Here is a 19,577-nt window from a genome sequence, read left to right on the forward strand (position 1 = left end):
CTCAGGCCCTGCCCGGCAGCAAGTCGGCGGACTTCGCCTGCCAGCACCAATGAGCACGCTTGTGTGGAACCGGGCCGGCGAGCTCAAACGTGAAGCGCACGCGGCCCACTCTGGGCACGAACATCTCCAGCGACGCCTCGGTCGGCTGGGCCTCGCCCGCCGGCGGCAGCGTGTACATGGCGCGCACCACAAACTGACCGGGCACAGTGCCCAGGATGCCGGTTCCGCGATCGGTGTCCATGGATCGATCGTAGCAAACTACTGGATGCATGTACAGTATTTGGCTACAGTGGAGGGCCACTTCAGGAGCTGACCATGTGGCAATCCCCCACCCCGATCTCGTACCGCGGCCGCGATCTATCCGACCTGGAAGCCTGGGTCTTTGTGTTCGCCAACACTTGGCAGGAGCTCGAGCACGACCCCGAGGACCTGCGGATGGCGGGCTTCAACGTCTTCGGCCCGGCTGTGGCCGCGAAGCATGGAGATGAGGACCCTGCAGCCGTCGCGCGCCGCCTGTACCCGGAAGCCGGCGAGTACAACGACGACCTCTATCCAGGCCATGCGGGTGAAGGCGCCGACCCGCTGGAAGCCTCGCGAGCCGAGGAGCCTGCCCCGCCTGCCGAGTTCGGGCTACCGAGCTCCGACGTACCTTTCTAACAAGCCATGCACTGCGTCGTCTACATCCTGCGCGAGGCGGGCAAGAAGCTGCCGCGGGACGTAGTTCAGAGCCGCCCTCGCCCGGGCTGGCTGTTCTTCGGCGACGACAGCCGCAAGTTTTACCCGCGCGCCGTCGCAAGGCTGTTCGAGACCGAGCGCACCCGCGTCGACGTCATCGAGCCCCTGATCCACGCGAGCATCAAGAAGATCGAGAATGGCGGCATCCTGATCTACGGGGCCGTCGAGGCAGTCGGCTACCAGCAGCCCGACCCGCCGCAGGTGTGGTGGTGCATGCCCGCGCCGCCGGTTGAAATGACGCCTCCGCCGCATGAATACCGTACAACCTCTCCATCCACCGTAGGAGCACCATGATCGAGAACGAAGACGCCGATCCCGTGGGCGCAGCTCAGGACGACCTGCACGACCCGGTGACCAAGTTCACAGCCCTGGCCGTGCAGTGTGGCCTGATCCGGCCGGGCGACAAGCTCGACCAGAACGTGCTGGAACTCTGCGCCGGCGTCGTGAGCCTGTGCGCTGGCGTGGCTGACGGCTACGAGAACCCATCATGTCCAGACGACACCGTTGGGGACCATCTTCGCGCCGTGCTGTTCGAGCACTGAGCGGCAGCAACCTCCGACTCGCTCTAGTGCGATGGCACGCCTTCCCACCGCTCTTTTTTCCAAGCCCGCCAAACGCGGAGCTAGTATTCGGGCATGCCGCTGAACAACCTTCGTCTGACGCTAGACCAGAAGCTCGCCGCCATCGCTTGGCAGGCGGCGTGCGAGAAGCTCGAGCACTTTCTCTGTGCGACGCCCGGCTACCCCGAACTCACGCCCGAAGAAATTGCCCATATGTTGGATACCGCGGAGAGTGCGCTGCTTGAACTGCGACGCACTGTCGAGGCAACGCTGTAGCCGCTGGCGTCGGTCCACTGAGAGCCGGTTCGAAGTAGAGTTCGACAGGCCTAGTTACTGGATGTAGTGGAGCTCACAAGCAATCTCTGCCCTGCTGGCAGCCGAGTCAACTATCGGTGCGTGGGGCAGAGCATCTTTAGCAACGAGCAAATCATCAAAAGCGTGACGCGCCGTGGTGAATGCTCTGCAGCTTGAGCAAAGGGACGTGCCATCATCGTCTAGCAAATGCCACTTCCACCCGTCGCAGTTAGCAAGAACAGCAAACTCCATGGAGGCTCCTGTGCGCGAACTGACGCGCAAGGGCCTAGATGGTACGCTTTTCGAACTCAACTTTGGAACCGATGCCTCACGACTCTGAATTCGGAGGCGTTCCGGGCGAAGTGTTAACTTTTGCATACTTCGAACCCTCTCTCGCCTCATGAATTGACTTAATAGCCAATTCGCGTGTTCCAAAGCTTGTTGTACTTTGGCAAACCGCCTCTGCATTTGCATTGCGTAGTACCCAAACCCAGCGGCCACCGAGTTCTGGAACTAATACAAATTTCATCCTTCGCCTTTCCTAAGTCAAAAATCACCAATAAGTCCCTACTAGTTCGATTTTCTTTATGCGGACACGGCGGCTTGTAGGACTAAGGCGGTAACTCTCCCCGGTTGCACCATGGCAGCCCCGGTTCAGAGCGCCCGGCGGTAGGTGGGACACTTCCAAGTCAGCAGGCCGATGACAGCGGCGTAAGTTTGAGGCCCCCACCACCACACGCTCGACTGACCTGGCCTGTGCACGGGCGTGAAACCGCATGGGCAACAGGACACTCTGCGCGCTGGTTAAGCGCTTCGAGCCTTCGAATCGATCGCGCGGCAGGCTTCCTCAAATGCGCACGTCAACGCTTCCATGTCGCTGTAGTAGCCGCCGGCCAGCGCCTTGACCGTCTGCCCGTCGTCTACCGTGAACGACCATCGGCAGAAGCCCGCGCCGTCTGGCTCCGTCCAGGTGACGATTCGGTGCGTTTTGTAGAGCCAGACCTTTTGCGGGTGGGTGACCATGCCGGCATTCTCACCCAGCACGACCGGCGCCTGAAGGCAAAAAGGCTACCCCAGCGCCGAAGCGCCAGGGCTGTTGGGGAAGGTGGGACGCGCTCAACGTGCCAAGCCTCGAATAGCGCCGCCGACAATGCCAGCATGAGCAACATCTACGATGCAACCACGAAAGCACTGTCAGCGCACTGGAAAGCGCACGACAACAAGTATCCGCAGAAGCTCGTCCTGTCGACCTCGCAGCACGCGGACCTGATGCGCCGGCGGAAGATGACGAAGACCGAGACCGAGGCGGCCCAGGTCGACCCCGCAAGCTTCATGGGTGTGGCGATCGAGATCGACGATGCGGCGCCGGGTGCGCTGATCTCTGTCGATGGCACGCGCGTGAAGATCGACGCGTAGCGTTGCACGCACTCGGCGCCGTCCGGGCTGGCATATTTCAGGCGAGGACCTCTAATGCGGGCTCGCCCTAACCTGCTGACCGCCCGGACTGCTGAGCATCCACACCGTCGAACCCACGCCTATCAGGGCCACTACATCGGCCTCATAGGTGTCGCTGTTCATGTCGAGATGGTCAATCACTGCGGCAAGGCTGGCCAGCGCCGCATCGGCACTCGGACTGCCCCCTGCTGTCGCCTGCTCGACCATCTTTCGAACAATCATTGCTTGGTTCATGGGAGCCACTGTGCGCGCACGCGGTGGCATCTGCAAGCGGTCTCCGTCGCTGGCCCGACGCGCCGGCGCTAGAAGAGGCCTGCAGGCTCGGAGGTCACGTCCCAGCTGAAGATGAGCAATTCGCTTCGATCCACCCCCTTGTGCCCGCCGCCGACCTGATACGTGATGCCGAGCGTCTCCATGTGGAACTCGGCGAAGCAACGCCGCACGTCAGGATGGTCATTGATGCTCAGGATCGCCTTGCCCTGCAGCTGCTTCAGCACGACCGCCATCGCTTCGTACTCTGGCCAGGCGAAGGGCACGCCATACCCTTCGGTCTGCCAGTAAGGCGGGTCGAGATAAAAGAGCGTGTGCGGGCGGTCGTAGCGACGCATGCACTCACGCCAGTCCAACCGTTCGACGTGCGTCCCGGTCAGCCGCAAGTGCGCAGCGCTCAGCTGCTCCTCGACGCGCAGCAGGTTCACCGGCGGCGCAGTGGTAGCCGTGCCCCAGGTCTGGCCATGCACCTTTCCACCGAATGCATGGTGCTGCAGGTAGAAGAAGCGCGCGGCCCGCTGAATGTCCGTGAGTGTCTCCGACCGCGTGCTCTGAAGCCACTGGAACATTTCCCGGCTTGAAAGCGCCCACTTGAACTGGCGGACGAACTCCTCGAGGTGGTTCTGCACCACGCGATAGAGGTTGACGATGTCGCCGTTGATGTCGTTGATGACCTCGACGTCCGCCGGCGGCCGCAGGAAGTAGAGGGCGGCGCCGCCGGCGAAGACCTCGACGTAGCAGGTGTGTGCGGGGAAGCGCGGGATGATGGTGTCGGCGAGACGGCGCTTGCCGCCTATCCAAGGGACGATGGGTGTTGCCATGAGCTTTCGATGACCTGTAACGGTCGTTTACACTTCGGCCCACCTGTACAGGTGGCAGGGCCTCGGTCGAATTCACAGGCGCGTTCTGTGGAGGAGGCGGTCCGATGCGGTGTTGACGCACAGCAAAGGGTCGCCCTGTCTTTTTTTGCGGTGGCGCTAGCAGGCCACCAGGCCTGCCAGCACGACGCTCAAGTCGTCGGCGGCGTGAATGGGAAGGCTGGCCCACTACCGCCGACGATGACCTGGCACAGGTCAGCCCATCCGCCCTGCAGCCCATAGCCTGGGTTCTCAGGCTGGTTCAGGACGCCAAAGCGGCCAGTGAACACGTCCGTGACGTTCGTGCGCGTTGCCAGCGCTGTGCCATTTAGGCCCAGGGCGAGCGTGTTGGCGCCGTCGCGGCTCAGTGAGAGATAACCCGGCGTGTTGGCGGGCCAGCCGGCAGCAGAGGCTTCGATCAGTTGATCGCCGCCCACGGCGCTTTGCTGGCGGTAGACCTCCAGCTTCTCGCCGTTGACCTCGATGTCGAGATAGCTAGCGCCGTTGTAGTCACCGAGCGCGAACACGCACCCATTGCCGTCATGCACGGCCCACGCGCCCCAGAAGAATTTCCCGTCCAGCGTCAGCGTTTCGGCCGAGACGGCGCCCGGGTCGCTGAAGCCCGGATCGCGGCGCTGCAGCGCACGCAGACCTTCCTTCACTCCGATGCCGGTGCTGATCCACGTTGCCCCGCTGGGGATGGAGAACGTCAGCGCGCCGGGGCCGGTCGCGGAGTTCGTGATGATCTGCGAGCCCTGCGCGCCCTCGAATCGCAGATCCGCGATAGTCCTCTCGCCGGCCGCGGCCGCGCCGATCGTCAGGCTCCAGTTGAGCGTGATGTTGCCGGTCGACGTGGCAATGACCGCCTCGCGTGCAGACTGTGCAACTGGCGCCGAGGGCGTGCCCGTCAGCCGCACCTCCTGGCCACTGGGCGTGTAGCTCAGGCCCGCCGGCAGGGTGCCGGTGATGCCGGTCAGCGTGCCGCCCGACACCGTGGTCAGGAGCACTTCGATCGCCTCATTGGCCCTGGCCGAAACTTCTGCCGAGGCCGGATTGATCGAGGGCCCCGCAGCCACGACGGTCGCGGTCAGGTTGAAAGTCACGTTGCCGGCCGAGGTGCCGACGACGATGGCCGTTTGGTAGGTGCCGGCGGTCGACGGGAAGGTGCCGGCCGCCACGAGGGTCTGGCCGGACATGGAAAACGTGACGCCCGGCACGGCCGGCGTGACCGACACGATGCCGGTCGCAGTGCCGTTGGAGACGGTGCCGAGGTTGCCGGCGGCCGAGCTGCCCGGGGCACCGGTGATGGCCAGGGACGACGGCCTGATGGCCACGCCGGGCGGCGGCGAGATCCCGCCGTAGAAGGCCTCGGTCAGCTTCTCCAGCACGCTCTGCGCCCCGGTGATGCCGACCCACTCGTCACCCGCCTGCGTGTAGTGGCCATCGCTGCCGAGGTAGACATCGGCGTTCCCCTCCCCCGTCTCGCTGCCCTGTTTGCCAAGCCCGGTGATGGGAGTTTCGGGGTAGCGTGCGCCGTCCACGAAGATCAGCAAAGGGTCTGCCTTGGCGGCGATGGCCGCCTGGAAGGCGTCATTGAAGGCCTGGATGTCGGGATTCAGGGCGTACTGCTCCGCCGACCACAACAGGCCAAGCACGATGACGGGCATCTGCGGGAACTCGGCACGCGCGGCATTGAACTCGCCCATGATCCGGGCCACGGCGGCCGACAGGGTGAATTCCCCGTTCTTCACCACTTCCCGGTCGACCCACGACAGATTGAAGAACAGGAAGTCCGGCTTGGGGTCGCGCCAGTCGTTGCGGCGCTCGTGCCAGACGAAGCCCCCGATGTTCGCCTGCAGCTCGCCGGTGGTGTGGATGGCCGAGATCCAGTGATCTTCAATGCCGAGGTGGGCAGCCATGACGCACGAGTGGCTGGCACCGTGTGGGCCGTTGACCCCTTGGATATTGCTGTCGCCGATGTGAACCGCGCGCAGGAGCTGCTTCGCGGGCCGCAAGATCTGATCCTGCTTGGCGACATAGGTGCCGCCGAAGCGCCCGGCCGTGGCCGTGGCCTCGACCGCCTGGAAGAAGGGCGACTCGATCCAGAAGCGGCGGCGCGCGCGGGGGCCGGTCGGGTTCGGGAACGCGATGCGGTAGACCTGCTGGCCGATGCCGGGAGCGATCGTGATGCTTGAATCGGGCACGTACTTCATAACGCTGTCCTCCTCGACCAGCAGCCGGTACGGGGTGCCCTTCTCCAAGATCACATTGCAGGCGTTGCCGTCGATGATCTGGTCTACCCAGTAGAGCATGCTGAGCTTCACGCCTGGCTTGAAACTCGTGTTGATGCCTCGGATGCCGAAGCCGTCGACCACCGGCGCGCCGCCCAGGATCTGCCATGGCTTGGGGCCCTCCGTGATGGCGCTGTAGCCGCGCGTCATGGCACCCTCGATCGCGCCCACCGGCGTCATCGTGGGCGCGTCTCGCAGCGCCGATGTGCGGAAACGGTTATTGCTCATCGTGAAGGCGGCTTTGCTGATGAGGGTCTGCAGCACGCGATCGGCGCGCGAGCGCTCGCCGCCGCCAGGGGCGTCCTGGCCAGGTGGTCCGATGAGAGAGGCCTCCCAGGCCGATTCACTGCCGACGAAGCCGTTCTTCATCGCGATCTCGTAAGCACTGAGACCCGGCGGCCCTGGCACGGTGGAGTCGGCCCCGGGCCGGCCTTCGAGGGACGCCAGCCACTGCGCTTCCGTGCCCACGAAGCCGTTCTTCACGGCGACTTGATATGCACTGAGGCCAGGGGGCCCGCTTCCGCCCGGGCCGCCGCCATGGAGGGATTCCAACCATTCTGCTTCGGTGCCGACAAAGCCGTTCTTGACGGCCACCTCGTAGGCGCTGAGCCCGCGAAGGCCGCGGAGCATCGCCTGCCACTGGGCCACGACGAGCGGGTTATCCGATCCGAATGAAATTGCTACCTGGTTCATGCTGTGGGTTCCGTGATGGCGCGGAGGACGCGCAGACCTTTGGTCTGGCTGTTGAGAGAATTTCCGTCTTGGTCGACGAAGCGAAAGTCGAAGACGAACAGGCGCGCGATCGGCCCGCTGTTCCATGACCTGGTCACTGAGGCATCAGCACTCAGCGTGAAGGGCGTCAGGCCGTCCACGGACGTGCCGAGCACGATCTCGAGCGGCGCAATGAGCTCGTGCGTGTCGAAGTGACGAAGTTGGCAGGACGCGGACCAGAGGCCCGGCGGCAGCGCGGCCGTGCCTACCTGGGCGAACGTGCTGCCGGCCTTGAAGTCTCTCCACGAGTCGTAGCAGGAAGACATTGAGTGAACCTTTCTGTTCGGTGTTCTGTTTCAGGGGGCGAGCAGCGTGCGGTCGCTGCGCACAATGCCCAGCAACAGAGTCACTTCGGCGTCTCGCCGCGCGAGAGCACGTCGAGCTTCTGCAAGTAGCTCTCCACCCTCTGCAGCAGCGGCTGCGATGAGTTCGGATCGATCTGCGACACGCTCGCAGGCAGCGGGGTCGCTACGGGCCGCGGCGCGATCACGGGCGGCGAAGGCGGCGAACTGGAGGCGCACGCGCTCAGCGTGAGCAGCATCGCCAGCGCGGCCAGCTTCCAGGGTGCGGATGGTTTGCTCGAAGGCATGGACGGTCTCCTGCTGCTGGGCAGCGTGCGTGAGTTGCAGGGTGGCGACGCGCTCGGACTCGCGCAGCGCGGCGCGGTTGCGGTCGTTGGTCTCGGTGGCGCGCGCGAGGCGTTCGGCCGCCAGCTCCTCGCCTCGGCTGGCCAGGCGCACGGTCTGCAGGCCCAGCGCGGCCAGCAGTACGGCGATCAGGGGCGCGCGCCAGTTCGACAGAAGTGCCTTCATTGCGCCGCCTGGCAGTTGGCATGCGACCGCTGCCGGTCAGTCCACAGCCCGGCGCACCGCTTGTTGCCCGGCGTCGCGCAGTCGAAGCCCGCGGCGTAGCGCCACATCAGGATCGCTTCGCACGCACCGGCATAGTTCTCAGCGTTGAGCCGCTTGACGATGGTCGACGCACAGAACGCGCCGGCGCCGATGTTGTAGGCCAGATCGACATAGACGTCGTACTCAGCCTGGCTCAGCGGCACCTTGACGCACTGCCTGATGACGCCCTCGTCCTTCTGGATATGCGCCAGGGAGCGCTGCGCAGCCTGCACGGGATTCGTGGTGTCGCCCATGCGGACAGGCACGCTGCCCTCCTTCACGGTGCTGCCGAAGCCTACGGTGGGCACGTCGCCTTTGGTCGGAATCACGGCGCGGTCGGTGTAGCCCTCGCGCGCGAAGATGCCGACGAGTGCGGCCGCGCTCAGGCTCAGCGCGCCGATGGCCATGCGCGCCTTCATTCGAGCGGTGCCGGTTTGGTGATGCCATGGCGCTCTGCCCAATCGCGCAGCTTCACGCCCCACTCCGACTCCTCGCGCCACCACTTGCGCAGCAGGTAGAGAATCTGCAGGACCACCAGCACGCACGTCAGCGTCGTGGTCCAGCTGATGTCTGTGTACCAGGCGACCCCGCTCGCAGGCGCTGTCCGCACAGCGAGCTCCACGGCGATGTCTTTGATTTCTTGCTTCATGCAGTCCCTTTGGGCATAAAAAAGCCCGCCGAGGCGGGTTGGTCTTGTTGTTGTGGCGTACTCACGGAAGCGGCGCCGTCACAGATGCGGGCCAGGCGACGGCCGCGATGGATTCGCGCGTCGCGTCCTCCGCGTAGATCTGGGCGCGCAACGCTCGGGAGGTCTGATGCAGCTGGTCGCCATAAAGCGCGAGCGCTGCCGGCATGCCGATCATTCCCTCCGCATCGAGCTCGAGGACCGTGTCGTCGAAGCACGTCCAGGCGATCTCGAAAGGCTCGTCGGCCAGCATGGCGGCCTGTGCCGCCTGCACTGCGGTATTGATGCGCTGCACGCTGCGGCTGTTGCTGTCGAGCACCTTGCCGAGGTAGGGGAAGCTGGTGGCCTCGAGCGAGTCGCGCGTCCGCTTGATCTCTGCCCACTTGTCCGCTTGCACTTGCTCCAGGGTGCGGCCGTCCTCCCACATCTCGGTCACATGGTTGAAGGTCGCGCCGTCGAAGGGCTGGGCCGGGTACAGCTTCAACACGCCGTCCTTGCGGTAGCTGTTCGGCACGAATGGCTCGGCGACGGCAATGCAGCCTTCCGGCGCCAGGTCGCGCATGTGCATGGTGGTCCCGCCGAAGATGGCCCTGCCGGTCGCCTCCTCGTAGACGGTGAATGGAAAGGAGGTGTGCGGCTCGCCGTCGACGACGACCGGCAAGTCGTCCTCCAGCGTGGTGCCTTCGAGGTAAGTGATCTGAGCTTGCATTACTGGGGCCGCTTAACGATGCTTGCGGTCAAGGTGATGAGGCAGCTCATGCCGCCGAGTTGCATCATGGATGCACTGAGGGTGTGGTAGCCGGGGCCGAGGTCGATCAGACTCGTCATCGTCTGTGGCGAACGCACAGCGCCGTAGTTCGTGCCGCCCTCGCTGTCCCCTGCGGCATACGACTGAATGAGCACAGTCGATGCTTCGACACCGGTGAGAAAGCAGCTCACGACGTTCCCACGCGTCCCTGCGGCGCCGGCAAGCGCACCGGCGAAGTGCGCAACGAGGAGGACACGGAAAATCACGCCTCCAGGCACCGAAATACCCATCGCAGCGTTCATATTGCCCTGCGTCCATTCGGAGTACGCAACCGCACCACCGGCCACATTCAGCGTGTTGATGACGTTGGCCTGGCTGATGGTCAACCCACCGTTGCTCATCGTGATGCCGGGCGACTGCCAGCCTGCCGAGCCATCGCTATGCATCCACATCGCGCAGGGGCCGGCCTTGAAGTCCAGAAACACCACGCCGTTCGTCTCCCGGGCGATGACGAAACCCCACTGGCCGTCCCCATACCACTTGTTGTTCGTGCGAACGAAGCTCGCGGTGCCGTCCGTGCCCTGCAGATTGATCTGACCTGCGGTGATCGTCCCCAGGTTGGCGCTGATCGCGGAGATGCTCGGCGTGCTGATGCCGCTGGCGGTGATCTTCACGCCCTGCCCGCTGCTCGACCAGGCCGAGAGCACCGTCTGCGAGGCTGTCGCTTCGCCGAAGAATCCCAGCGTGAAGAAGGCGTAGCTGTTGGACTGGCCCGGCTTGGTCGGGCCCTTGCGCATGATCACGACCGCGTTTGCCGCGTTCTGCGGCGCAACCGAGAAGCAGGAGATCCGCTTGAACGCCGACAGCACCCTACCGCCGTTGGCCTGCGCATCGTTCGTGTCGGTCTCGACGTAGCCCGTGCTGATCCACGCGCCCACCGCATCCTTGTAGCCCACCACGGCATAGACCTCGCAGCGGTGCGCGGCCGTGTAGATCGAGAACTCATAGCGCGAGCCGGGCAGCACCGGAATCTCGGTCGAGTAGATCTCGCCGTAGCGTTGATTCTTGTCTTGGCCTGCATAGCTAGCGTTCGGCTGCTGGATCGTGGCCGTGCCGTAGTTCGGCAGCTTCCAATCGGCGCCGGCGAGGTCGATCCCGAAGACCTGGCCACCAATGGTGTCGGCCGTGCCGAAGTAATCAAGGCTCGCAGTGAACGAGGCATTGGGCAACAGGTTGCGGCCGGTGCCCACGTTCACCACGTCTGCGGTGATTGCGCCGGCCTTGATCTGCTCTGCCGTGATGCTCTTCGCCCGGATCTTGTCGGCAGTCACCGCCTCGGCCTCGAGCATGCGCGTCTTCAGCACGCCATCGAGGAACATGTTCCCCGCGAAGCCAAAGGAGGCCTGCCCGTTGATCTGGCCGAAAACTACGGGGTATTTCACCTCCCCATTGATCTCGCTGGCCCAGGCGAAGCGATCGGCCAGCACGATGAAGTCGCTCTGCTCACCGTCGTTGTTCAGGATGATGCCGCTGACCTTCTTGCCGTCGGCGTCGACCACCCGTACACCCCATTTCCCTTCGTAGGTCTCCAGGCCGTCGATCTTCTCGAGAACGCCGTCGAGCCCCTCCTGCAGTTCGTCAAGGGCCTCGGTGATGCCGGGCAGCGTGGTGACGGACTTGTAGCCAGGCGCACCCCGGTTGCCGGCCAGGTCGACCGCCGTGACCCAATACAGCCGAGTGGCGGGCTCGCTCTCGGTCCGCACGTAGCCCAGGCCATTGACGAAGCTCAGGACCGCCGCCTGGTCGAAGATGTCGCCAACGCGGATCTCGTAGCCGCGCAGGGGCTGCGTGGTCGTGCACTCTTGCCAGCCGAGCTCGACCTGATCGCGCCAGGCCTCGCCGGTCACCACCGGCTGTGACGGGGCGTCAATCTGGATCGCAGCGGCCACGGGCGCCGACCAATCGCCGGCGCTGTTGCGGTGTGCCGCCCAAAAGATGTGCGCGCCGGCCGCGAGCCAGCCAAGGGAGGCGCTGTCGACGCGCCCCTCGAAGATCGGCGACGCCGTCTCCCAGGTGGTGCCCTCCCGGATCTGCGTGACCGCCCACGCTACCGCGTCCAGACCCTGCGGCGCATTCCAGCGCGCCACCACGCCGTTCGGTTCGACTGTCACCGTGAAGGCAGTCACCCCCGCCACGACTTCAGCCGGATCGACGAAATTCACCGACACCCGCGTTCCCATGCGGCCCAGGGGATCGAAGGGCCGGATCTCGACCGTCCAGACCTGATCGGACGGCACCGCCCAGGTCACCTGCGTGCCGTGCACGGGCCCGCCGATCTGGGCCAGCGCGCTGCCAGCCGGCGCCGCCCAGAGTTGGGCGTGATCGAAGCGCCCCACCACATCGAAGGTGGCCGTGAGTTCGTGCCCCCAGCCTTCGCCCTGTCGCACCCTCGCGCGGGTCACGCGCAGGTTCATCGCGACCGGCAGATCCTGCGCGAGCGACGAGTTGTTGGGCGGTGGCACATACGTGCCGTTGAGCACGTAGTTCCAGAACTCCGGAGACTCAGGCACCACAGTAATCTGGGCGCCGCCCATGTTGTCGCCTGGCTCGATGCTGGTGACTCGCACGCGGTAGCCGGGGGTGGCCTTGAAGTCGTACATCCACAGCGCGTCATGCGCGGCACCGCCGGCACCAGGCAACGCCGCACCGGCTGGCCAGGCTTGCGCGACGCTGAGCAAGCGGCCGTCAGCAGAGACGCTCGCGACGTTGAAGACCCGCATTTGCTGCTCGCCCACCAGGCGCAGGCCAAGCGTGCGGCCCGGCTGCTGCACCGTGGGCACCGGCTCGTCCACTTCGACGGTGAACGCACCGGCGGCCGTCGTTACTGCGACCACTCGACCGCCATAGCCCCACTGGGTCAGGTCGTGCGACAAGGACAGCACCGCACCTCGCCGGTACACCAGGTGCTCGAGGTCCATCTCGAAGCTGATGGACTTGCGGCCATAGATGTTCTGCCCCATCGCGAAGCGCGCCATCACGGCAGCATGCGCCGCGCGCGTGACGCCGCGCACGTTCTCCGTGCTGGTGCGCTGCGGCGTGACGGTGCCAGGTGCTTGGACCCGCACCGGCTGCCAGGACCACCCGCGTTCCGCGTCGAAGAACTCGAGTTGATACTCGTCGGCCGTCGCCATCAGGTCGTATTGCACGGTGAACGAACGCGCCTTCATCGAGGCCATGTTCACCACACCCTCGATCGGCTGGTCCTCGGCCATCCAGACGACACCGATGCGCCCGGAATGACGCGACAGCGAGCCCAGGCCCGCCGCCGCGATGCTCTCGAGCAGATCCTGCAGGTTCATCGCCTCTTGGATCAAGGCATCGAAGCGGAAGCCCTTGGCCGCGCAACGCACCATGAAGCCCTTCAGGCTCTCGATGTCGATGCGGGCGTCCGAGAGACCGGCGCCCGCGATGAGCCGGCCGTCGCTCGCCCGGTAGAGGCCGCGCAGCAGCATCAGGATCTGGGCGCCCGGGTTGCTCAGCCCCGCGGCGCCGGGCTCAGTGGCCGTCACCCACTGCGAGCCGTTCCAATACGGCATCGGGGCCGCGCGCGCGATCCAGTTGACTTCATCGGGCGCGCCGCTGAGCTGGCCGCTGGCCTTGAGCTGCAGATTCACCCGGGGCTGGCTGCCATAGTCCGCCGTGTCGCTCTGGTAGCTCTTGAGGGCGGCCCAGCTCACCGTGTTGGACGCGCCCACGGCGCTGGCGTTGATGTCGAGTTTTCGCAGCCGGATCTCGTACTGGCCGGGCGTCGGCATCGTATAGCTGAGCGTGCGGCGAACCGGCTTGCTGCCGTTGTTCGAGAACTGCGGCACGGCAAGGGTGTACCAGGCGCCACCGAAGCCGTCGATCTGCCGGGCTTGCACCTCCACCCAGACGCTGATCGCCTCGTAGTTGCCCTTTCCGTTCATGGACGACAGGCTCATCTCGAGGTCGACGGCGATCTGCACGGTGCCCGCGCTGGTGGTACGCGTGACCCACGGGCCGGGCGCCGTCGGGGCGTCCAGCAGCCCGCCCTGCACGCTATCGACCGATGTGCCCAGGACCGGCGGCTGCGCGCTGTTGCCGTCCGGGAACCCGTAGCGCGTGACGGCCGCGCCGTCGTAGGCCTCGATCGCGGTGTCGCCGAGGCGAATGTCAGAGACCGTGCCGCAGTTGATACCGGCATGGAACATCGTCGAGAGATATTGGTCGTCGCCCTCGAACCAGGTGAACGGCTGATTCGCGTTGTCAGGGACGGCTTTGGTCTCGCCCAGCACCAGGGCAAGGGGCTCGTAAGGCCGCGCACGGTTGCGCCCGCCCTGCAGGGCATAAGTCGGCGGGGGCTGGTTGGCGGACTGGTCACCGGCGCTGCTCGCCTTGGGCGTGAGCAGCTTGTTGATCATCATCGAGCCGCCGACGTAGACGGCCGCCGCAGCCAGGAAGCCGCCGCCGATCGCGCCGCCCGCCGCGAACAGGCCGCCGGCGCCCAGCCCGCCCGCGCCGAAGGTGAAGTAGCTCAGCACCACGATCGCGATGATCTTGAGCGCCTGCTTGCGCACGACAGCGTGCGCCTCGATCAGGTGCCCGGGCTTCACGCGCATGCGCGACCACATCGCCGGCGGCACCCAAAGGGCACCCACGGTCACCGTCCAGCCGGAGCCGGTGACGCCCTCCGCGGCGAGCGTCTCGGCCAGCGTCCGGCCCGCCGGCGTGGTGCGGGTCTCGACCTGGCCCATCAGCGGATGCGCGGCTATCGCCAGCTCGAGGCGCTTGGGCTCGTCGTGCCAGGCATAGAACCCATCCAAGTGCTGGCCGTGGCGCAGCATCTGATCGAGCCGCTGCAGCACGACGCCCTGCGCTTCGTTCGCGCAGTGCAGCACCCAGGCCTCGCCGGCCTGCACGAAGACCGTGCCGACGTGCCACAGCCGATTGAGCGGCGGCATGCCCTGAGCGGTGTGCTGCCAGAAGATCACGGCGGCGCCTGTCTGCGGTGCGTCGATGGGGTCTGCAAGGGTGGGCTGGAAGGCGCGGATGTCGCGCGCCTGGCCGCGCCGGCCACGCGCGCGATCGGCGGCGGCGGGCAATGCGATCTCGCGCCCGAACAGTTCGCGCTGCACGAGCACGGCGAGCGAAGCGCAGTCGAACTCGCCCTCGACGTAGGCGCGGCCGACGTAGCGCTCAGCGTCGCTCAGGGTGGGGAAGGTCATGGGAACGTGGGGCGTGGGTGCCAAGGTCATCTGAGGGTCAGTCCGCAAAGATGCCGGGGGCGGTGGTCGGGTCGTAGCGCAGCGCGACGGCGTTGCGCCGCAGCAGCTCCTCGTCGCCCAGCGTCAAGGCGACAGCATCGGTATCGACGCTGGCAGCCGATGCGCCGGCCATGTACTCCCACTCGATCACGGTGGGGGCCGCGCGGCTGACCAGCCGCAGCATCACGTCGAGCGAGGCACCCGGCGGCAAGCCCTCGAGCTCGGCCAGCAGGTCGCGTCCGATGTTGTCGATCCGCAGCTGGGCGCGCGACGCCTCGCGGTCGACATCCTGGGGCAGCTGGATGCTCATGGGCAGGCCGATGTAAGAGGTGCCGCCGATCGTCCAGTCGCGGGTGTCCTGCACGATGCGGATGCCACCGACAAAGCTCGGGTGATCGATCAGCACGAGCATCAGCAGGCCGTCAGGGTCGTCGACGCGCTGCAGCTGCGCGCGAGCCGCTTGGGTGAGTGTGGTCATGACTTCAGGTCTTCAGGACATATTCGATGGCGCAGGCCTGCTCGCAGATCTCGTAACGGCCCTTCAAAGGCACCAGGGCACCCATGGAGCTCGCGACGAAGCGCGCGCTGCGCACGGTGTTCGTGCGCGGGTCGGTCCAATCGAACCAGGCGGCACCGGCGCCGCCACCGGCGGGGCTGTAGTACCAGGCACGAAAGGCAGCCTCATCGGCGGCCGTGCGGAACATCAGCGTGGCGCTGAGCGTCATCAGCGGGTCGGTGGCGGTGCGACGCGTACGCGGCACGCCGCGTTCCATCTCGCTGCGCGCGACGATCGGGCTCGGCTGTTCACTCGCGCCGGCGAGCTTGATCCGGACGTAGGAAGGTAGTGCGGCCATGGTCAACGGGCTCCTGCGCGCACGAATTGCTGGCTCATGGCGCGGTGCAGCGGACCGGCACCCGCCGCGACATTGGAAGCCATGGCTCCTTCAAGCTGACGCAGCATCACGACCGTATCGACGCCGCCCTCGCCGTTGGGCTGCTCGCGAGACGACACGTCGACGCCGGCGAAGTTCTGGATGATGACCCGGCCCCCTGCGCCGGCGACCGCTGAATCGAGGAAGGGAACGCGCCCGGCCCCGCTGCCCACCACGCCGCCGTCGGCGTAACCGCGCGTGCCGCGACGCATCGCTTCCACCACACCGACGCCGCCGGCGTTGCGCACGTCGTTCTGGCTCCAGACCACCTCGCCAGCGTGCACGATGCCCGCCGGCTGATGCTTGCCGCCGGGGCCGGTGTAGCCGCCTTCAGAGAAGCCGAAGAGCCCGGCAATGGCCTTCATCCAGCTGCCAGATCCGCCCGCGCCCTCGAGCGCCTTCGTCATGAACTTCTTCGCCTCCACGCGCGCCATGTCCGCAATGATCGAATTCGCCAACGACTTAAAGTCGAGCTTTCCCGTCGTGACGAAGCCGACAAGCGCGTCCTCCATGCTCCTGAAGGCATTGCTCCACAGCTGCTCGGACTGGGCGGCAACGTTCCGATTGCTCTCGAGATAGTTGGCCAGCGCCTCCGAGGCGCCGACGTTCCAGTCGCCTTGCTTCTCGCGCATCTGCGCGTAGTAGGTCTCGTAGGCGGAAAGGGATTTCTTGTGGAACGTGTCGATGAGCTCGAGCTCCCGCTCGTACTGCGCCTGCGCCTCGGGCTTCCATTCACCCTTGAGCTGCGCCTCCCGACGCACGTCCTCGAGGCGGTCACGCTGGCCGGCGTACTTGTCGCCGATCTGGTTCACGCCGGCGAGCTTCTCGCGGACCGAGGCACCCATACCCATGCCGCGCAGCTCGGCGGCGTATCGGTCGAGCTCGGCATTGAACTCGCGCTGTGCAGACGTCTGCGCGTTGCTCATGGCAAGGTCGCGCTCGCGCTGCTTGGTCAGGTCCTTCTGCATGTCGATCAAGGTGGCCAGGCCCATCGCCCGGTCGCGCTCCGTATCGTTCAGCGTGATCTTTCCCTCGCGCATCTGCCGCAGCACATCCTCGACGCTGGTCAGTTCCTGCGTCTTCGCGATCTGGTCGTTCAGGCCTTGGATGAACGTCTTCGCCTTCTCCCGCTCGGCCTTCTCCGCCGCGATGGCTTTCTTCGCAGCGGCCTCCGATGCCGCTGCCGCTGCCTTGGCTGCCTTCGCGCGTGCTGCCTCGCCCGTCGCGTCGATCGGGATCACTTTTTCGTCCGAAGGCTTGGGCGCGACTTCGAGCGGGGACTGAGCGTTCGCGTAGTCCTTTACTGCGGCGGTCGCGGCGAGCGCCTTGGCCTGCGTCTCGTCGATGCTCTTGCGAGTCCGCGCCAAGTTGCGGATCAACTGCTCGTTGCCAGGGTCACGCGACAGCGCCTCCTGATAGCGCTCATAGCGCTCCGTCAGGATCTTGAGGTGGTGGCTGTGCTCGGCCGCAGCGCCCGCGAGCTTGCCGAACTCATCACTACCCGTGAGCAGCGCCAGTTTGTTCTTGGCGTTTATGAAGGCGATGAGGTTGGCCGTCCCGCGAACGACCGCCGTGGACAGATCCGTCATCCAGCCGATCAAGGTATGAATGGCAGCCTTGGTCTCGGGCGAGGCCAGCGTGCTGTTCATCTCCTCGACACTGGCTTTCAACTTCTTCATGCTGCCGGTGTCGCCGGTCAACAGATCGTTGATGGTGTTCTGCAGGGCCGAGAGCGCGCCGCCAAAGGTGTCGCGCGCAGCGGCGGCAGCGCCGCCGTAGGTCGTCTCCAGCGCCTGCAGGATGATGCCCTGCGCTTCGGCAGTTCGACCGGTTTCCTGCAAGCGCTCGGCGAGCGCCTTCTGGTCTTCGGTGAACTTGAAGCCCTGCTTCGACAGCGCCGACATGCCATCCTTCGGAGAATCGAGCGCGCGACCGATGACCTCAGCCGCAGCGCCGATTTCCATGCCGCGGCGAGTCGCCATGTCGGCGGCGTACTGCAGCGCCTTCGGGTAGGTGTCGCCGACGATGCCCGTGAACTCGAGCAGCGTGGTCTGCGCCTTGTTGATGTCACCGCCGCTGAAAATGCTGGCCTTCGACATCGACTCGGCCATGTCGTTCAGCTTCTCCTGGCTCCAGCCCGCCGCCTCCCCGGTGGACTTGAGCACGGCCGCGAGCTGCACCTGCTCCTGTTCGGCGTCGCGCGTCTCCGAGATGAACTTCTTGAACACGACGCCAACAGTCACCGCCGAGATGGCCTTGCCGATCAGGTCGCCCACCTTGCTCCAGGCCTGCTCGGTTTCCTTCGCCCGCTCTTTGGCAGCCTTGGCAATCTCGCGCCCCTTCCGGTCGCTGGTGCGCGCGGCGCGGTCCATCCCCTGCTCGAACCCTCCGATCTTCGCAATCAGCTCGAGCGTGAGCGTGCCGAGGCTACGGCTACTCATCGGGGAGTTCCGTCAAGAAAGGTCGTCGACAGGGTCGGGTCGCCCTCCTCCACCCCCTCCCCCATCAGGTGGTAGATCGTCTCGGCCTGCAGCTGGATCGTCTCCGTTTGGGTGGCCACCACCTTCAAGAGAAGCTGCACCTGATCGGCCAAAGCGCTCTCGGAATCGTTCATATGCAATTGCTCTCCACTTGTTTATCCATTCGCCCCGACGGGCACATCCACTGCACTTCATTTCCATTCGCGCATCGCTTTCTCGAGCTCGGCCGAGTCGTCGACCGGGGTTCGCTCAACAAGGAAGTCCTCGAGCACGGCAGTGCCGCCGCTGGCGCGGTTGGTGGCGAAGGCCACCAACGCTGCGCCATGTTCGATGGCGCGCACCGTGTTGAGGCTTCCGCGCAATTGCCTATATGCGATCCAGGCGCGCAGCTCGTGATCCGAGATCCGCGTCTTGGCCTCCGAGATCGTTCGGCCACCGATGCCGTGCAGCACGAGCTCGTGCCACACCTCATCGGTGGCGGTCAGTTTTTTGGAGCGCTCGCCTCGTTGATCGCGTTGACCATCGCCCATGCCAGCGACGGGTTCAGGCTGAAGGCCTCGTCGTAGGTCATGGGTTCGCGCTCGTCGCCCAGCAGGACGCAGTGCGCGATCATTTGCGACGACCGGCTGCGGTCGCCGTCACTCGCCATGATCTTGTCGATCAGGCCGAAGGCGCGGCGGCGCACCCAGATGTCGAACTTGCTGGTCTTCTCGCCATCGGCGGTCTGGCGGGTCCAGGTGACTGGCACCTTGACGGGCTCGGGCTCGACGAAGGCGCCGGCTTCGCGGAGTTCACTGAGATTCATGGCGACACCTTCGGCAGCCAGGCCGAGCCGCCCGAGCGCTGGATTGCGACCTGCGTGCTCACGACCGCATTGCCAGTGAAGTCGAACGGGAAGTCCGAGACGTAGCCCTGGAACGTGAACCAGGTGCGCGCGGGCGGCAGGACGAAATCGTCCGCAGCAGCGCCGGCAGCCACCGTGGGTGCCACGCCTTTGCCATCCGACCAGCCGACGGCCCATTTCAGTGGGACCTGCTCACCGGTCTCGGAGAGCTGGTGGAGGCGCACGTGCGACGCGTTGCGGGGATCGGCGTTGATCGTCAGACTGGCAGAGCCAGGCGTGCGCAGCCCGCGCAGGTAGGTGCGCGCGTCGGTTTCCTCGAGGCAGGTATCCTCGATCTGCTCGGACGGTGCGCCGCCCGGGTTGAACGCGGTGGCGCATTGGATGTTGAGGACCTCGTAGCCGTCGCCCTCTTCTTTGGGGGCGAGCACGTAGATCTGGGTGCCTTGTGTGAGCATGCTCATGTTGCAGTCCTTCTGAAAT

23 protein-coding genes are annotated in these 19,577 nt (G+C 65.6%); 5 read left to right on the forward strand and 18 right to left on the reverse strand.

Annotation, left to right across the window (positions count from 1 at the left end):
* Nucleotide 1 precedes the first annotated feature (1 nt).
* Nucleotides 2-241 carry a hypothetical protein gene (locus QTI20_RS21520; RefSeq protein ID WP_286554443.1) on the reverse strand — a complete coding sequence of 80 codons (240 nt, stop codon included), beginning with the start codon at nt 239-241 and terminating at the stop codon, nt 2-4.
* A gap of 74 nt (nt 242-315) precedes the next feature.
* On the opposite strand from QTI20_RS21520, the gene QTI20_RS21525 reads away from it, so the two are divergent.
* From QTI20_RS21525 to QTI20_RS21540, 4 genes are all read left to right on the forward strand, one after another.
* Nucleotides 316-657 (forward strand): hypothetical protein, encoded by a 342-nt coding sequence (locus QTI20_RS21525; protein WP_286554442.1) that lies wholly within the window; start codon nt 316-318, stop codon nt 655-657.
* A 6-nt stretch (nt 658-663) separates the two neighbouring features.
* Nucleotides 664-1,029: a hypothetical protein gene (locus QTI20_RS21530; protein WP_286554440.1), complete on the forward strand. Its 366-nt coding sequence runs from the start codon at nt 664-666 to the stop codon at nt 1,027-1,029.
* A complete protein-coding gene (locus QTI20_RS21535; RefSeq protein ID WP_286554438.1) occupies nt 1,026-1,277 on the forward strand; it encodes a hypothetical protein in 252 nt (83 codons plus the stop codon). The genes QTI20_RS21530 and QTI20_RS21535 overlap by 4 nt, the downstream gene beginning before the upstream one ends.
* A 93-nt stretch (nt 1,278-1,370) precedes the next feature.
* Complete coding sequence (locus QTI20_RS21540) at nt 1,371-1,571, forward strand: hypothetical protein (protein WP_286554436.1); 201 nt, start codon at nt 1,371-1,373, stop codon at nt 1,569-1,571.
* An 822-nt stretch (nt 1,572-2,393) separates the two neighbouring features.
* Here QTI20_RS21540 and QTI20_RS21545 read toward each other — a convergent pair.
* A complete protein-coding gene (locus tag QTI20_RS21545; protein WP_286554435.1) occupies nt 2,394-2,612 on the reverse strand; it encodes a hypothetical protein in 219 nt (72 codons plus the stop codon).
* A 135-nt stretch (nt 2,613-2,747) separates the two neighbouring features.
* On the opposite strand from QTI20_RS21545, the gene QTI20_RS21550 reads away from it, so the two are divergent.
* Complete coding sequence (locus QTI20_RS21550; protein WP_286554433.1) at nt 2,748-3,005, forward strand: hypothetical protein; 258 nt, start codon at nt 2,748-2,750, stop codon at nt 3,003-3,005.
* A gap of 51 nt (nt 3,006-3,056) precedes the next feature.
* Here QTI20_RS21550 and QTI20_RS21555 read toward each other — a convergent pair whose 3' ends face one another.
* The 16 genes from QTI20_RS21555 to QTI20_RS21630 all read right to left on the reverse strand — a co-directional run bounded on the left by QTI20_RS21555 (nt 3,057) and on the right by QTI20_RS21630 (nt 19,558).
* On the reverse strand, nt 3,057-3,278 hold the full coding sequence (locus tag QTI20_RS21555) for a hypothetical protein (protein WP_286554431.1): 222 nt from the start codon (nt 3,276-3,278) through the stop codon (nt 3,057-3,059).
* A 68-nt stretch (nt 3,279-3,346) separates the two neighbouring features.
* Entirely contained in the window at nt 3,347-4,135 is a 789-nt protein-coding gene (locus QTI20_RS21560) for a DNA adenine methylase (RefSeq protein ID WP_286554430.1), read from the reverse strand.
* Between the two features lie 188 nt (nt 4,136-4,323).
* Nucleotides 4,324-7,155: an SGNH/GDSL hydrolase family protein gene (locus QTI20_RS21565; RefSeq protein ID WP_286554429.1), complete on the reverse strand. Its 2,832-nt coding sequence runs from the start codon at nt 7,153-7,155 to the stop codon at nt 4,324-4,326.
* Nucleotides 7,152-7,499 carry a hypothetical protein gene (locus QTI20_RS21570; protein ID WP_286554427.1) on the reverse strand — a complete coding sequence of 116 codons (348 nt, stop codon included), beginning with the start codon at nt 7,497-7,499 and terminating at the stop codon, nt 7,152-7,154. The genes QTI20_RS21565 and QTI20_RS21570 overlap by 4 nt, the downstream gene beginning before the upstream one ends.
* 30 nt (nt 7,500-7,529) lie before the next feature.
* Nucleotides 7,530-8,045, reverse strand: coding sequence for a hypothetical protein (locus tag QTI20_RS21575; protein WP_286554425.1), 516 nt, complete (start codon nt 8,043-8,045; stop codon nt 7,530-7,532).
* Complete coding sequence (locus QTI20_RS21580) at nt 8,042-8,530, reverse strand: lysozyme (RefSeq protein ID WP_286554423.1); 489 nt, start codon at nt 8,528-8,530, stop codon at nt 8,042-8,044. Before QTI20_RS21580 ends, QTI20_RS21575 begins: the two co-directional genes overlap by 4 nt.
* An 8-nt stretch (nt 8,531-8,538) precedes the next feature.
* A complete protein-coding gene (locus QTI20_RS21585) occupies nt 8,539-8,772 on the reverse strand; it encodes a hypothetical protein (protein WP_183027646.1) in 234 nt (77 codons plus the stop codon).
* A 61-nt stretch (nt 8,773-8,833) separates the two neighbouring features.
* Nucleotides 8,834-9,517 (reverse strand): DUF4376 domain-containing protein, encoded by a 684-nt coding sequence (locus QTI20_RS21590; RefSeq protein ID WP_286554422.1) that lies wholly within the window; start codon nt 9,515-9,517, stop codon nt 8,834-8,836.
* Nucleotides 9,517-14,802 (reverse strand): host specificity factor TipJ family phage tail protein, encoded by a 5,286-nt coding sequence (locus QTI20_RS21595; RefSeq protein WP_286554420.1) that lies wholly within the window; start codon nt 14,800-14,802, stop codon nt 9,517-9,519. Before QTI20_RS21595 ends, QTI20_RS21590 begins: the two co-directional genes overlap by 1 nt.
* Before the next feature lie 37 nt (nt 14,803-14,839).
* A complete protein-coding gene (locus QTI20_RS21600) occupies nt 14,840-15,319 on the reverse strand; it encodes a DUF1833 family protein (RefSeq protein WP_286554418.1) in 480 nt (159 codons plus the stop codon).
* 4 nt (nt 15,320-15,323) lie between these two features.
* Nucleotides 15,324-15,695 carry a hypothetical protein gene (locus QTI20_RS21605; protein WP_286554416.1) on the reverse strand — a complete coding sequence of 124 codons (372 nt, stop codon included), beginning with the start codon at nt 15,693-15,695 and terminating at the stop codon, nt 15,324-15,326.
* Nucleotides 15,696-15,697: 2 nt separating this feature from the next.
* Nucleotides 15,698-18,214 (reverse strand): phage tail tape measure protein, encoded by a 2,517-nt coding sequence (locus QTI20_RS21610; protein WP_286554415.1) that lies wholly within the window; start codon nt 18,212-18,214, stop codon nt 15,698-15,700.
* A complete protein-coding gene (locus QTI20_RS21615) occupies nt 18,211-18,387 on the reverse strand; it encodes a hypothetical protein (protein WP_286554414.1) in 177 nt (58 codons plus the stop codon). Before QTI20_RS21615 ends, QTI20_RS21610 begins: the two co-directional genes overlap by 4 nt.
* Before the next feature lie 57 nt (nt 18,388-18,444).
* Nucleotides 18,445-18,783: a hypothetical protein gene (locus tag QTI20_RS21620; protein ID WP_286554412.1), complete on the reverse strand. Its 339-nt coding sequence runs from the start codon at nt 18,781-18,783 to the stop codon at nt 18,445-18,447.
* Complete coding sequence (locus QTI20_RS21625; protein ID WP_183027653.1) at nt 18,735-19,058, reverse strand: phage tail assembly chaperone family protein, TAC; 324 nt, start codon at nt 19,056-19,058, stop codon at nt 18,735-18,737. Before QTI20_RS21625 ends, QTI20_RS21620 begins: the two co-directional genes overlap by 49 nt.
* Entirely contained in the window at nt 19,055-19,558 is a 504-nt protein-coding gene (locus QTI20_RS21630) for a phage tail tube protein (protein ID WP_286554410.1), read from the reverse strand. Before QTI20_RS21630 ends, QTI20_RS21625 begins: the two co-directional genes overlap by 4 nt.
* Nucleotides 19,559-19,577: the final 19 nt, after the last annotated feature.

Source organism: Variovorax sp. J2P1-31, assembly GCF_030317215.1.
In the GTDB taxonomy this organism is placed as follows: Bacteria; Pseudomonadota; Gammaproteobacteria; order Burkholderiales; family Burkholderiaceae_C; genus Variovorax.

Excerpts from the sequence above, each read along its gene's own strand:
- QTI20_RS21520 (WP_286554443.1), bottom strand. The coding sequence starts at position 241 with ATGGACACCGATCGCGGAACCGGCATCCTGGGCACTGTGCCCGGTCAG.
- QTI20_RS21525 (WP_286554442.1), top strand. The coding sequence starts at position 316 with ATGTGGCAATCCCCCACCCCGATCTCGTACCGCGGCCGCGATCTATCC.
- QTI20_RS21530 (WP_286554440.1), top strand. The coding sequence starts at position 664 with ATGCACTGCGTCGTCTACATCCTGCGCGAGGCGGGCAAGAAGCTGCCG.
- QTI20_RS21535 (WP_286554438.1), top strand. The coding sequence starts at position 1,026 with ATGATCGAGAACGAAGACGCCGATCCCGTGGGCGCAGCTCAGGACGAC.
- QTI20_RS21540 (WP_286554436.1), top strand. The coding sequence starts at position 1,371 with ATGCCGCTGAACAACCTTCGTCTGACGCTAGACCAGAAGCTCGCCGCC.
- QTI20_RS21545 (WP_286554435.1), bottom strand. The coding sequence starts at position 2,612 with ATGGTCACCCACCCGCAAAAGGTCTGGCTCTACAAAACGCACCGAATC.
- QTI20_RS21550 (WP_286554433.1), top strand. The coding sequence starts at position 2,748 with ATGAGCAACATCTACGATGCAACCACGAAAGCACTGTCAGCGCACTGG.
- QTI20_RS21555 (WP_286554431.1), bottom strand. The coding sequence starts at position 3,278 with ATGAACCAAGCAATGATTGTTCGAAAGATGGTCGAGCAGGCGACAGCA.
- QTI20_RS21560 (WP_286554430.1), bottom strand. The coding sequence starts at position 4,135 with ATGGCAACACCCATCGTCCCTTGGATAGGCGGCAAGCGCCGTCTCGCC.
- QTI20_RS21565 (WP_286554429.1), bottom strand. The coding sequence starts at position 7,155 with ATGAACCAGGTAGCAATTTCATTCGGATCGGATAACCCGCTCGTCGTG.
- QTI20_RS21570 (WP_286554427.1), bottom strand. The coding sequence starts at position 7,499 with ATGTCTTCCTGCTACGACTCGTGGAGAGACTTCAAGGCCGGCAGCACG.
- QTI20_RS21575 (WP_286554425.1), bottom strand. The coding sequence starts at position 8,045 with ATGAAGGCACTTCTGTCGAACTGGCGCGCGCCCCTGATCGCCGTACTG.
- QTI20_RS21580 (WP_286554423.1), bottom strand. The coding sequence starts at position 8,530 with ATGGCCATCGGCGCGCTGAGCCTGAGCGCGGCCGCACTCGTCGGCATC.
- QTI20_RS21585 (WP_183027646.1), bottom strand. The coding sequence starts at position 8,772 with ATGAAGCAAGAAATCAAAGACATCGCCGTGGAGCTCGCTGTGCGGACA.
- QTI20_RS21590 (WP_286554422.1), bottom strand. The coding sequence starts at position 9,517 with ATGCAAGCTCAGATCACTTACCTCGAAGGCACCACGCTGGAGGACGAC.
- QTI20_RS21595 (WP_286554420.1), bottom strand. The coding sequence starts at position 14,802 with ATGACCTTCCCCACCCTGAGCGACGCTGAGCGCTACGTCGGCCGCGCC.
- QTI20_RS21600 (WP_286554418.1), bottom strand. The coding sequence starts at position 15,319 with ATGACCACACTCACCCAAGCGGCTCGCGCGCAGCTGCAGCGCGTCGAC.
- QTI20_RS21605 (WP_286554416.1), bottom strand. The coding sequence starts at position 15,695 with ATGGCCGCACTACCTTCCTACGTCCGGATCAAGCTCGCCGGCGCGAGT.
- QTI20_RS21610 (WP_286554415.1), bottom strand. The coding sequence starts at position 18,214 with ATGAGTAGCCGTAGCCTCGGCACGCTCACGCTCGAGCTGATTGCGAAG.
- QTI20_RS21615 (WP_286554414.1), bottom strand. The coding sequence starts at position 18,387 with ATGAACGATTCCGAGAGCGCTTTGGCCGATCAGGTGCAGCTTCTCTTG.
- QTI20_RS21620 (WP_286554412.1), bottom strand. The coding sequence starts at position 18,783 with ATGGGCGATGGTCAACGCGATCAACGAGGCGAGCGCTCCAAAAAACTG.
- QTI20_RS21625 (WP_183027653.1), bottom strand. The coding sequence starts at position 19,058 with ATGAATCTCAGTGAACTCCGCGAAGCCGGCGCCTTCGTCGAGCCCGAG.
- QTI20_RS21630 (WP_286554410.1), bottom strand. The coding sequence starts at position 19,558 with ATGAGCATGCTCACACAAGGCACCCAGATCTACGTGCTCGCCCCCAAA.